Annotated in this window: 9 protein-coding genes and 1 pseudogene; 4 read left to right on the top strand and 6 right to left on the bottom strand. The window is 63.2% G+C overall.

Features of this window, described 5'->3' with window-relative positions; translation table 11 throughout:
• The first annotated feature begins 43 nt into the window (after positions 1–43).
• Entirely contained in the window at positions 44–394 is a 351-nt protein-coding gene (locus ACR9YP_RS24500) for a DUF5615 family PIN-like protein (protein ID WP_474217350.1), read from the top strand.
• On the opposite strand, the gene ACR9YP_RS24505 is transcribed toward ACR9YP_RS24500, so the two are convergent.
• Complete coding sequence (locus ACR9YP_RS24505; protein ID WP_474221215.1) at positions 320–769, bottom strand: hypothetical protein; 450 nt, start codon at positions 767–769, stop codon at positions 320–322. The genes ACR9YP_RS24500 and ACR9YP_RS24505 overlap by 75 nt on opposite strands.
• Between ACR9YP_RS24505 and ACR9YP_RS24510 the strand changes: the two are divergent.
• Positions 716–1,216: pseudogene (locus tag ACR9YP_RS24510) on the top strand (RNA 2'-phosphotransferase). The gene ACR9YP_RS24505 and the pseudogene ACR9YP_RS24510 sit on opposite strands and share 54 nt — an antisense overlap.
• A gap of 75 nt (positions 1,217–1,291) precedes the next feature.
• On the opposite strand, the gene uvrA reads toward ACR9YP_RS24510, so the two are convergent.
• From uvrA to ACR9YP_RS24525, 3 genes are all read right to left on the bottom strand, one after another.
• Positions 1,292–4,273 (bottom strand): excinuclease ABC subunit UvrA, encoded by a 2,982-nt coding sequence (uvrA, locus tag ACR9YP_RS24515; protein WP_474217351.1) that lies wholly within the window; start codon positions 4,271–4,273, stop codon positions 1,292–1,294.
• A gap of 286 nt (positions 4,274–4,559) precedes the next feature.
• Positions 4,560–5,231: an outer membrane protein gene (locus tag ACR9YP_RS24520; protein ID WP_091897853.1), complete on the bottom strand. Its 672-nt coding sequence runs from the start codon at positions 5,229–5,231 to the stop codon at positions 4,560–4,562.
• Positions 5,232–5,464: 233 nt separating this feature from the next.
• A complete protein-coding gene (locus ACR9YP_RS24525) occupies positions 5,465–6,235 on the bottom strand; it encodes an outer membrane protein (protein ID WP_438108216.1) in 771 nt (256 codons plus the stop codon).
• A 450-nt stretch (positions 6,236–6,685) separates the two neighbouring features.
• Between ACR9YP_RS24525 and ACR9YP_RS24530 the strand changes: the two genes are divergently transcribed.
• Both ACR9YP_RS24530 and gyrA read left to right on the top strand, forming a co-directional pair.
• On the top strand, positions 6,686–7,180 hold the full coding sequence (locus tag ACR9YP_RS24530; protein ID WP_091897737.1) for a single-stranded DNA-binding protein: 495 nt from the start codon (positions 6,686–6,688) through the stop codon (positions 7,178–7,180).
• 357 nt (positions 7,181–7,537) lie between these two features.
• The gene (gene gyrA / locus ACR9YP_RS24535; protein ID WP_474217352.1) at positions 7,538–10,282 is read left to right on the top strand and encodes a DNA gyrase subunit A; all 2,745 of its coding nucleotides are present in this window, start codon (positions 7,538–7,540) and stop codon (positions 10,280–10,282) included.
• 81 nt (positions 10,283–10,363) lie between these two features.
• On the opposite strand, the gene ACR9YP_RS24540 is transcribed toward gyrA, so the two are convergent.
• Together ACR9YP_RS24540 and ACR9YP_RS24545 are read right to left on the bottom strand one after the other, a co-directional pair.
• Complete coding sequence (locus ACR9YP_RS24540; RefSeq protein ID WP_474217353.1) at positions 10,364–11,293, bottom strand: alpha/beta hydrolase; 930 nt, start codon at positions 11,291–11,293, stop codon at positions 10,364–10,366.
• A 37-nt stretch (positions 11,294–11,330) separates the two neighbouring features.
• Positions 11,331–12,002: an ABC transporter ATP-binding protein gene (locus ACR9YP_RS24545; protein ID WP_474217354.1), complete on the bottom strand. Its 672-nt coding sequence runs from the start codon at positions 12,000–12,002 to the stop codon at positions 11,331–11,333.
• Positions 12,003–12,018 lie beyond the last annotated feature (16 nt).

Raw genomic sequence — 12,018 nt, forward strand, 5'->3', positions numbered from 1 at the left:
CACGGTCTCTCTGGTTCGAGAACTGCGCGGCGCCGGTCACGACGTGCTTTACGTCGCCGAATTTGCTGCCAGTCTGAGCGACGTGGAGGTCATCGTGCTGGCGTCGCGGGAAGGGCGTCTTCTCCTCACAGCTGACAAAGATTTCGGCGAGCTTGTCTTTCGTCGCGGCCAAGCCGTTCCAGGTCTTATCCTGTTGCGCATCGATCCGGAGAATGGGCCGCTGGTACGGAAGCGGCTGCTGGAGGCCGTCGACAAGTTCGGCCAAGGGCTCTTCGGCCGCTATGTCGTGATTGATGAGGTTCGTTTTCGATCCCGTGAGTCACCGCAATTTGCGGACATGAACATTGATATCGATATCGATGTTGCTGACGCAAGTCTGAGTGGTCCGATGTGAGCCGCCCTCGTGCCAATGGCCGTCGCGCGCTCGAGCACCGCTGACATTGGCCAGCTTCAGGCAGCGCCATTGCGGCAGCGGCCCGCTGCTTTCGCCAGAAAACTGCCAAGCCAGCACAGTTTCTTCACCGCGTTTGTTGGTGCCGATGATATGCGGACAGAGCTCGCGGTATCGCCCCTCGTAGACGCAGGTCACCTGCCGTTCCGCAAGGATGGCGTTGCGGAAGAACGTGTAGGTTTGGTTAGGCATCGCTCCCTCCAGATCGATCATCTGGTCTTGTCGAATACTTAAATTTAGAGGTAGGGGATCGGAAGGGAAGCCATGCCGATCGATGACATCCAGCTCAGCAAGTTTCTGAGCCTCGTCCTGCGCCATAAGCCTGATGTGATCGGGCTTGTGCTGGATTCGCAGGGATAGGCCGGTATCGACGACCCAATCGTCAAGGCGAATGCCGCTGGCACGAAGTTTGGCCGTGAGGATCTGCTGCGCATCGTCGCAGAGAGCGACAAAAAGCGATTTTCTCTGTCACCAGATGCCGACCGCATTCGTGCTGCGCAAGGGCATTCGGTTTCGGTTGAACTGGGCTTGGCTGCGCAGGAGCCGCCCAAGACCCTTTATCACGGGACAGCGGTCCGATTTTTGGAGCCGATCCTGTCGGAGGGCCTGAAGCCACAGTCGCGTCAGCAGGTGCATCTTTCCGCCGACGAGTCGACGGCGCTGCGTGTGGGGCAGCGCCATGGAAAGCCTCATATCTTCAAGGTCGATGCTGCCGTCATGCACGCGCGCGGTTTCAAGTTTTATCGCGCTGACAATGGAGTATAGCTAACCGATACCGTCCCACCAGAGTACCTGGTGCCGGTTACGAACGAATAACGCGAAGAGGTAGCGGAGCTGGCTTCACTCCGCCGCCTCGCTTGTCCTCCCGCGCTTCGGCTTGCGCGCCTTCTTCAGCACCGGCTCCAGGAATTTGCCCGTATAGCTCCGCGGCGCTTTCGCGATGTCTTCCGGTGGGCCCCAGGCGACGATCTCGCCGCCGCCGTCGCCGCCTTCGGGGCCGAGATCGATGACCCAGTCGGCGGTCTTGATGACTTCGAGATTGTGCTCGATGACGACGACCGTGTTGCCCTGCGCGACCAGTTCGTGCAGCACCTCCAGGAGCTTCTTGACGTCGTGGAAGTGCAGGCCGGTGGTCGGCTCGTCCAGGATGTAGAGCGTGCGGCCGGTGGCGCGCTTCGACAGCTCCTTTGCCAGCTTGACGCGCTGGGCTTCGCCGCCTGAGAGCGTGGTCGCCTGCTGGCCGACATGGATGTAGTCGAGGCCGACGCGGTGCAGCGTATTGAAAGTCTCGCGCACGCGCGGCACTGCCTTGAAGAACTCGGCGGCCTCCTCGACGGTCATGTCGAGCACGTCGGCGATGCTCTTGCCCTTGAACAGGACCTCCAGCGTCTCGCGGTTGTAGCGCTTGCCCTTGCAGACGTCGCAGGTGACGTAGACGTCGGGCAGGAAGTGCATTTCGATCTTGATGACGCCGTCGCCCTGGCAGGCCTCGCAGCGGCCGCCCTTGACGTTGAAGGAGAAGCGGCCGGGCTCGTAGCCGCGCGCCTTGGCCTCGGGCAGGCCGGCGAACCATTCGCGGATCGGCGTGAAGGCGCCGGTGTAGGTCGCGGGGTTGGAGCGCGGGGTGCGGCCGATCGGCGACTGGTCGATGTCGATGATCTTGTCGATATGCTCGAGGCCCTCGATGCGGTCGTGCGGCGCGGCGCCCTCGCTGGCATTGTTCAGCTTGCGGGCGATGGCGCGGTAGAGCGTGTCGATCAAGAGCGTCGACTTGCCACCGCCGGAGACGCCGGTGACGCAGGTGAACAGGCCGAGCGGAATTTCGGCGGTGACGTTCTTGAGGTTATTGCCGCGCGCATTGACCACCTTGATGGTGCGGCGATGGTTCGGCGGGCGCCGCTCCGGCACCTCGACCTCGAGCTCGCCGGTCAGGTACTTGCCGGTCAGCGATTTCGGGTTGCGCATGATCTCGGCGGGCGTGCCTTCGGCGACGATGTAGCCGCCATGCATGCCGGCGCCGGGGCCAATGTCGAGCACGTAGTCGGCGAGGCGAATGGCGTCCTCGTCGTGCTCGACCACGACCACGGTATTACCGAGGTCGCGCAGGCGCTTCAGTGTATCGAGCAGGCGCGCATTGTCGCGCTGGTGCAGGCCGATCGAGGGCTCGTCGAGCACGTAGAGCACGCCTGTTAGCCCCGAGCCGATCTGCGAGGCCAAGCGGATGCGCTGGCTCTCGCCGCCGGACAGCGTGCCGGAGGAGCGGGACAAGGTGAGATAGTTGAGGCCGACGTCGAGCAGGAAGGTGAGGCGCGCGCGGATTTCTTTCAGGATGCGGCCGGCGATCTCGTTCTGCTGCGCGTTGAGCGCATCAGGCACGGTCTCAAACCACTCGCCCGCCTTCTTGACCGACAGCTCCGAGATCTCGCCAATATGCTTGCCGCCGATCTTGACGCAAAGCGCCTCGGGCTTGAGCCGAAACCCGCGGCAGCCCTCGCAGGGTACGTCGTGGAAATATTTCGCCAGCTCCTCGCGCGCCCATTCGCTCTCGGTCTCGCGGTAGCGGCGGTTGATGTTGGTGATGACGCCCTCGAACGGCTTCTTGGTGTCGTAGGAGCGCACCCCGTCCTGGTAGGAGAACTTGATCTCGTCCTCGCCGGAGCCGTACAGGATTGCGTCCTTCGTCTTCTTGGCGAGGTCCTTCCACTTGGTGTCGAGCGTGAACTTGTAGTGCTTGCCGAGCGCGGTCAGCGTCTGCTCGTAATAGGGCGACGACGATTTGGCCCAGGGCGCGATCGCGCCCTTGCGCAAGGACAGCTCCTTGTCGGGGATGACGAGATCCTCGTCGACATGCTGCTCGACGCCGAGGCCGCCGCAGGCGGGACAGGCACCGTAGGGATTGTTGAACGAAAACAGTCTGGGCTCGATCTCGGGGATGGTGAAGCCGGAGACCGGGCAGGCGAACTTTTCCGAGAACAGGATGCGCTCGGGCCCGCTCTTGTCGTGGATTTTCGCGGTCTTCTTTTTCTCTTTCTCTTCCGCAGGCGCAGCTGCCGGCGCATCGGCGAACTCGACGACGGCAAGGCCCTCGGCGAGCTTCAGCGCGGTCTCAAAGCTCTCGGCGAGGCGCTGGCCGATGTCGGGGCGCACCACGATGCGGTCGACCACGACGTCGATGTCGTGCGGGAATTTCTTGTCGAGCGTCGGCGCCTCCGCCAGCTCGTAGAAGCTGCCGTCGATCTTGACGCGCTGAAAGCCCTTCTTGAGCCATTCGGCGAGCTCTTTGCGGTACTCGCCCTTGCGGCCGCGCACGACCGGAGCGAGCAGATAGAGGCGCGTGCCTTCGGGGAGCGCCAGCACGCGGTCGACCATCTGCGAGACCGTCTGGCTCTCGATCGGCAAGCCCGTGGCCGGTGAATAGGGCACGCCGACGCGCGCCCAGAGCAGGCGCATATAGTCGTAGATCTCGGTGACGGTGCCGACGGTGGAGCGCGGGTTCTTCGAGGTCGTCTTCTGCTCGATCGAGATGGCCGGCGATAGCCCGTCGATCTGATCGACGTCGGGCTTCTGCATCATCTCCAGGAATTGGCGCGCATAGGCCGACAGCGATTCGACGTAGCGGCGCTGGCCCTCGGCATAGATGGTGTCGAAGGCGAGTGAGGATTTGCCCGAGCCTGACAGGCCCGTGAACACCACCAGCTTGTCGCGGGGAATCTCGACGTCGATGTTCTTGAGGTTGTGCTCGCGCGCGCCACGGATCGTAATTGCGCGCAGGCTCGAGCCCGCGTTCTGTTGTTGGCGCTTGGCCTTGATCACTTCGTCCATCCCGGTGGTCCTCAAGGAATCCCAAAGACGCGCGATCGCGCCAATGCAAAAGGCGCGCTTCGCCCGGAACCGGGATCGGCGCCAATGGGTATGGCAGCGAACGTAGGAAGAACGGGCGCGGATTTCCAGTGGCCTTTGCGAATCGTCAACGGATTGTTGGTGCGCTGGCGGCATCTGGCAGCAGGAGCGGCGGAACTGCGGAAAGGGCGCTCAAAACAAAAAAGGCCGGCGCGAGGCCGGCCTTTCGTGACGATGTGACGTCGGTCGCGAAGATCAGTACTTCAGATCAGTACTTGGCGACGACCGGGCCGCCGAAGTGATAGTTCACGCCAACCTGCACGGTGTGGAAGTTGATCGTGCCGGACGCCAGCGGAGTGCCGAGGTTGGAGAAGTAGTTCTCGCTGCCGAGGCTGCGATAGAGGTACTCGCCCTTGACCGACCACTGCGGAGCGAAGAACGCTTCAACGCCCGCACCGACGGTCCAGCCGGAGTGCCACTTGCTGTCGGAGACGCTCACGCCCAGCGCGCTGAGGGTGATCTTGTTGTCGATCCAGGCGTAACCACCGGTCCCGTAGAACAGGAAGTTATTGACGGCCCAGCCGATACGGCCACGCACGGTGCCGAGCGCATCGGTCTTGGAAGCCACGGTGATGCCAAGCGCGGTCGCCGAAGCGTTGACGTCAGCCCAGGCGCCATCCGCCTCGATGCCGAACACGACGTTGCCGGTCTGCCAGTTGTAGCCGGCGGTGCCGCCGACGAAGCCGCCCTGCATCTTCGGGTCGGTCGAAGTAGCTTCCCAAGCGCCGCCGCCGACGACACCGAGATAGAAGCCGGTCCAGTTATAGACAGCAACCGGAGCGATCGGCGCCTTGGTGTAGGGGCGGGCTGCGAGATCAGCGGCCGAAGCCGGAGCAGCGAGAGCGAACAAACAGGCCGAAGCCAACAAAACCTTCTTCATCTTCAATCTAATCCCAGTCCCAGTTTCTGTTGTTGCCTTCCATGCCGGAAGGGCAGCGGACTCAACGGCCCAACTAACGCCGTGCTTACACCACTAAAGCCGCAAGTTGTGTCTCCGAAAAGCCACAACAGCCCCCAAAACGTGGCAAGTGCTAACCTATTGTTCCGAAGAGCACGCAAGCAAAAGGCCGGCGCGGGGCCGGCCTTCAATCTCTCAGTGATATCAGGTAGATATCAGTATTTTGCGATGAGCGGACCGCCCCAGCGATAATTCACGCGGATCAAGCCGATATCGACATCCTGGCTGATGCGCTCGGAGCGCGTGACAACACCGAGCGGCGCACCGACGAAATTGCCGGACCCGGTGAAGTTGATCGTGCGGTTGCCGAGGAAGATGTGATCGTACTCGAAGCCGACCGACCAGTTCGGCGCAAATCCGAACTCGATGCCCGCGCCCACCGTGCCGCCCCAACGGGTCTCGTTGGCCCGGTCGAACTCGAGGCCTGTCGCCAAATCGAAGGTCCGATAGCGGTCACCGACGACGGCGCCGCCGCCCTTCACGTAGAGCAGCACATTGTTCCAGGCGTAGCCGACCTGGCCGGTGATCAAACCGAACGAGTCGATCTTCGAGCGGTTGCGAAGGGCGAACAGCGCGCTGTCATTGTCGCCAGAAAAGTCGGCCCAGTTGCCCTGGCCTTCGACGCCGAACACCCAATTGGCCGACTGCCAGCGATAGCCAATCTGGCCACCGACCGTGCCGCCGGTCGCGTTGTGGCAGCCTTCGCCGACCAGAGTGCCGGTCACAGGCGTCACGAAGTCCCAGCACTTGTGGCTGGTGCCGCCGCCGCCGTTGATACCGATGTAGAAGCCGCTCCAGTCGTAGATGGCGGCGACCATCGGCGGCGGAGCTTTGGTGTAGGGACGCGCAGCGAGATCTGCCGCACTTGCAGGAGCCGACAGGCCCAACGCGATTGCACCGATTGCACCAAACAGAAGCTTATTCATTGTAGTCTCCCCAGTTTTCGTCCGCTTCTCAAAGTCCCCGAAGCGGTTGATCAGGCGCGACGCCCATATGAACTAAGTCCGACTCAACCGTAGCCTAAGGAGTGGGCAAAGTCCGTCTCCGAAATGCCACACTCGCAAACCGATTGAACCAAGTGCAACTTGATGAATGTTAAGTAGTTTTTACCGTTTCTCGGGAACCCAAAAAGTTCCATCCGGAGGCTGCCTTCTTCATCGCCAATCGTAGCCGGACTGGGCCGACGTTCGCCCGATCGCCACAAAGAACAAATCTGGAACGAAGCGGATGGCGATGCTATATGTGGGGATAACCTTGGGGGTGATGGGCTGAGCGGCGTCCGCAAGCGTATAGGGTCGCCTCAACAGGGCGGCGGAGGAACGCGAGGAGCGGACTTTCGCCTTTGAAATTCAGTGGCATTGGAGTGGAGAGCGGCGATGGCGGGAAGCGTCAACAAGGTCATTCTGGTTGGAAATCTCGGCAAGGATCCCGAGATCCGCCGCACCCAGGACGGGCGGCCGATCGCGAATTTGAGCATCGCCACCTCGGATACCTGGCGCGACAAGAATACCGGTGAACGCAAGGAAAAGACCGAGTGGCATCGCGTCGTGATCTTCAATGAAGGGCTGTGCAAGGTTGCCGAGCAGTACCTGAAGAAGGGCGCCAAGGTTTACATCGAGGGCGCGCTCCAGACTCGCAAATGGACCGATCAGAGCGGCGTCGAGAAGTACTCGACCGAGGTCGTGCTCCAGGGCTTCAACTCGACGCTGACGATGCTCGACGGCCGCGGCGGCGGCGGAGGAGGCGGCAGCTTCGGCGATGAGCCGGGCGGCGATTTCGGCTCCTCCGGTCCCGTCAGCAGCGCACCGCGCCGTCCTGTTGCCGCCGGCGGCGGTCGCAACAGCGACATGGATGACGATATCCCGTTCTGAGAGCACGCATCGCGCGGCCAAGGCGCATTGCCTGATCTGGCTGCGCCGGGTGTGTCGTGTCAGCAATTCCTACTAATCGGCGGGGCAGGCTCGGATTTTCCGGGCCCGCTTCATGTTCGACGTGAGTTCGGGCTGCCCATGGGCAAACCGTCTGACAGGGCCCGCTCGCTGCGCGGTTTTCCAGGCGCGTGAAGTCATTTTGGAGGGGGATTCCGGGCCTCTCGGAAGCAGTGCTCGGAAGGGCTTAAGTTATTGGAAAAATAGGCGGAAAAATCGCTTGCCAGGGCCTTCGCGAGGGTGGTTATCCGGCCCCTGATGCGCTATATGATTCCCAGATAAACCTCACCGGATTTCCCCTTGGCTGACGACGACAACAAGCCCGGCGACCAGCCGGCGCAACCCTCGGACATTCGCCCCGTCTCCATCCTCGACGAGATGAAGAAGTCCTATCTCGATTATGCCATGAGCGTGATCGTGTCGCGCGCGCTGCCCGATGCGCGCGACGGCCTGAAGCCGGTGCATCGCCGCATCCTGTTCTCGATGAACGAGGAAGGCTATACGCCGGACAAGAAGCACAAGAAGTCGGCCGGTATCGTCGGCGACGTCATGGGCCAATACCATCCGCATGGCGACCAGGCGATCTACGACGCGCTGGTGCGCATGGCGCAGCCGTTCTCGATGCGCGAACTGCTGGTGGACGGGCAGGGCAATTTCGGCTCGGTCGACGGCGATCCGCCGGCGGCGATGCGCTACACCGAGTCGCGCCTGACCAAGATCGCACTGAAGCTGCTCGACGACATCGACAACGAGACCGTCGACTTCCAGGACAATTACGACGGCTCGACCAAGGAGCCGGTGGTCCTGCCGGCGCGGTTCCCGAACCTGCTGGTCAACGGCGCCGGCGGCATCGCGGTCGGCATGGCCACCAACATCCCGCCGCACAATCTGGGCGAGGTCATCGATGCCTGCCTGGCGTTGATCGACAATCCGTCGCTGACCATCGACGAGCTCAACAACATCATCCCGGGCCCGGATTTCCCGACCGGCGGCATCATCCTGGGCCGCCAGGGTATCCGCAGCGCCTACCATCTCGGCCGCGGCTCCATCGTGATGCGCGGCAAGGTCACGTTCGAGACGATCCGCAAGGAGCGCGAGGCGATCGTCATCACCGAGATACCGTATCAGGTGAACAAGGCGACGATGGTCGAGCGCATCGCCGAGCTCTACAAGGAAAAGAAGATCGAGGGCATCTCCGATCTGCGCGACGAGTCCGACCGCGAGGGCTATCGCGTCGTCGTCGAGCTCAAGCGCGATGCCGTGCCCGACGTGGTGCTGAATCAGCTCTACAAGTTCACGCCGCTGCAGACGAGTTTCGGCGTCAACGCCGTCGCGCTCGATTCCGGCCGTCCGCAGACGATGAACCTGAAGGATATGCTGACGATCTTCGTCGGCTTCCGCGAGCAGGTCGTCACGCGCCGGACCAAGTACAAGCTGCGCAAGGCGCGCGAGCGCGCGCATGAGCAGGTCGGTCTCGCCATCGCGGTCGCCAACATCGACGAGATCATCAAGGTGATCCGCACCTCGCCGACGCCGGCCGCTGCGCGCGACACCCTGATGACGCGCGACTGGCCGGCGCGCGACGTCGAGGACATCATCACGTTGATCGACGATCCGCGCCACCGCATCAACGCGGACGGCACCATCCGCCTGTCACTGGATCAGGCCAAGGCCATCCTGGAACTGCGCCTGGCACGTCTCACTGCGCTCGGCCGCGACGAGATCGGCGACGAGCTGTCAAAACTCGCCGGCGAGATCGGCGACTATCTCGAGATCCTGCGCTCGCGCGCCCGCATTCTCGAGATCATCAAGACCGAGCTCGCCGAGGTGAAGGCCGAGTTCGCCACGCCGCGCCGCACCGTGATCATGGAGCAGGAAGGCGAGGTCGAGGACGAGGACCTGATCCAGCGCGAGGACATGGTCGTCACCGTCTCGCACGCCGGCTACGTCAAGCGCGTGCCGCTGTCGGCCTACCGGGCGCAGCGCCGCGGCGGCAAGGGCCGCGCCGGCATGCAGACCCGCGACGAGGATTTCGTCAGCCGCTTGTTCGTGGCCTCCACGCACACGCCGGTGCTGTTCTTCTCCTCGCGCGGCCAGGTCTACAAGGAAAAGGTCTGGCGCCTGCCGATGGCCGCGCCGAACGCGCGCGGCAAGGCGCTGATCAACATCCTGCCGCTGGAGCAGGGCGAGCGCATCACCACCATCATGCCGCTGCCCGAGGATGAATCGACCTGGGGCAACCTCGACGTGATGTTCGCCACCACAGGCGGTAACGTGCGGCGCAACAAGCTGTCCGACTTCGTCGACGTCCGCCGTTCCGGCATCATCGCGATGAAGCTCGACGACAACGAGGCGATCGTCGACGTGCAGATCTGCACCGAGCGCGATGACGTGCTGCTGACGGCGGCCGGCGGCCAGTGCATCCGCTTCCCCGTCACCGACGTGCGCGTGTTCACCGGGCGCACCTCGATGGGCGTGCGCGGCGTCGCGCTTGGCGAGGGCGACAAGGTGATTTCGCTGGCGATCCTGCGCCATGTCGAGACCACCTCGGACGAGCGCTCGGCCTATCTGAAGATGCGCCGTGCGGTCGCCGGCGAAGCTGCGACTGAGGAGACCGCCGTGGACGGCGAGGCCGAGGAGGCCTCCGGCAGCTTCCAGCTGGCCCAGGAGCGTTACGCCGAGATGTCGGCGCAGGAGCAGGTCGTGCTCACCGTGTCGGTCAACGGCTACGGCAAGCGCACCTCGTCCTACGAGTACCGCACCACGGGCCGCGGCGGCAAAGGTATCGTCGCCATGAGCGTCAACAACCGCAACGGCAACCTCGTGGCCTCATTCCCGGTGGAAGACGCCGACCAGATCATGCTGGTCACCGACAAGGGCCAGCTGATCCGCTGCCCGGTCGAAGGCATCCGCATCGCCGGCCGCTCGACGCAGGGCGTGATCGTGTTCGACACGGCCGAGGACGAGCACGTCGTCTCGGTCGAGCACATCACGGAAGAGGCCGAGAGCGGGAATGGAGAGAACGGCAACGGCGGTGGAGCCTAGCGCATGATCCGGAAAAGCGCGCAGCGGTTTTCCGGAAAGATCATGCTCAAACAGTAAGCGCGATGACGATTCATCCTGATCTCATCGCGCTTCGGCTGGCCCGGGAGCCGACGAAGCTGTATCGCAACGCAGGTTGGAGATGAATTCTCCGATCTGAGCGATGGCCGCATGGGCTTCCGGCAGCACCGGAACGAAGAGCTGGAAGACGTGCGGCATGCGCGGCCAGACCTCCAGGCGGCTCCGCGGATTACCTTGTTTCAGCTTGTCGGCCATGCGGACCGCGTCATCCCGCAGGATCTCGTCGCTGCCGACATGGATCAGCACTGGCGGAAGGCCGAACGCATCGCCATAGAGCGGCGAGGCATGGGGGTTATACGGGTCGGCGCCTGCCAGATAGCAACGCACGAATTCCGGAACATCGTGCACGTTCAACATCGGATCTGATGCGGCATTCTCGATCAACGAGGGCGCGGTGAGCGCGAGATCGGTCCAGGGTGACATGGCAACTACGGCGACAGGAAGCGGCTTGCGTTCGTCACGCAGCCTCATGAGAAGGCACAGGGCCAATCCTCCACCGGCTGAATCACCCATCACGAACAGTTCGCCTGGATCGCCCGTCTCGCCGGCGAGCCAGAGAAAACCCGCTACGGCGTCGTCCAGTGCGGCCGGAAACGGATGTTCGGGTGCGAGGCGATATTCAAGGGCCCAGACCGTCGATTTGGTCACATTGGCGATGCGCCAGGTGAAATGCCGGTAGTAGATCGGCGCGCCCGAGACATAGGCGCCGCCATGAAGATATAGCACGTTGCGCCCCGGGTGCGACGCCGGCGTGGCGATCCGGTGTAGTCTGAGGTGACTGGCCTGCACGACGCTTGTCTTTGTGCTGCGTGGCGGACGAGGCACCCATCGCTCCATGCGATGCATGTTGGCCCGCCAGGTCCCGACATCGAATGGCTGACGGTGCCGTTTCAGGAACATGCGGATGCCGAGGCGCAGCATTTCCGCGCGCAAGCTCATGGTGCGTCCTCTTGCTTCATTCGCTTGGGTCTTACGGCCTGAATGCGGCCGCCTTTGGCAGGTGCAGCCGCTCGGGTTCGCCGGATCCGGTGTCGACCAGCAGGCCATCCTCGATCTCGACGATGCGATCCGCAAAGGGAATGACCCGCGGATCATGCGTCACGACGAGCACGGCGCGCTCGCGCTGATGGGCTGCATCGGCGAGAATCCGCATGATGCTTCGCCCGTTATTGCCGTCGAGCGCGGCAGTTGGCTCGTCGGCGAGAATGACCGAGGGATTGGCGACAAAAGCTCGCGCGATCGCGACCCTCTGCTGCTCACCGCCGCTGAGCTCGCCCGGCAAGGTATCGGCCTTCTGCTCCAGACCAACCAGGTTCAGTGCTTCCTGCGCCCGTTTCCTGGCCTTGCGTCCACGTTCATGACGGATGTCGAGGGCGAGTTGCACGTTCTGTGCAGCGGTGAGCGTCGGAAACAGATGATAGGACTGGAACACAAAGCCGATATGGTCGCGCCTGATTCTGGCCAGTCCCTCCTTGTCGACGCCCGACGTGGGCGTGCCGCACACGGTGAGCGCGCCCGAACTTGGTGCCAGCATGCATCCGAGCACGAGCAGCAGCGTCGTCTTGCCGCTGCCCGACGGTCCCATCAGCAGTGTGAACTCGCCGCGTCGCAGCGTGAGGTCGATCCCGCGCAGCGCCTTCACCTCGCCAGCGCCACGC

The organism is Bradyrhizobium sp. BR14999, assembly GCF_056106085.1.

Bases quoted from the DNA above. Each gene is read 5' to 3' on its own strand.
- ACR9YP_RS24505 (WP_474221215.1), bottom strand. From the start codon at position 769: ATGGCGCAGGACGAGGCTCAGAAACTTGCTGAGCTGGATGTCATCGAT.
- uvrA (WP_474217351.1), bottom strand. From the start codon at position 4,273: ATGGACGAAGTGATCAAGGCCAAGCGCCAACAACAGAACGCGGGCTCG.
- ACR9YP_RS24520 (WP_091897853.1), bottom strand. From the start codon at position 5,231: ATGAAGAAGGTTTTGTTGGCTTCGGCCTGTTTGTTCGCTCTCGCTGCT.
- ACR9YP_RS24525 (WP_438108216.1), bottom strand. From the start codon at position 6,235: ATGAATAAGCTTCTGTTTGGTGCAATCGGTGCAATCGCGTTGGGCCTG.
- ACR9YP_RS24530 (WP_091897737.1), top strand. From the start codon at position 6,686: ATGGCGGGAAGCGTCAACAAGGTCATTCTGGTTGGAAATCTCGGCAAG.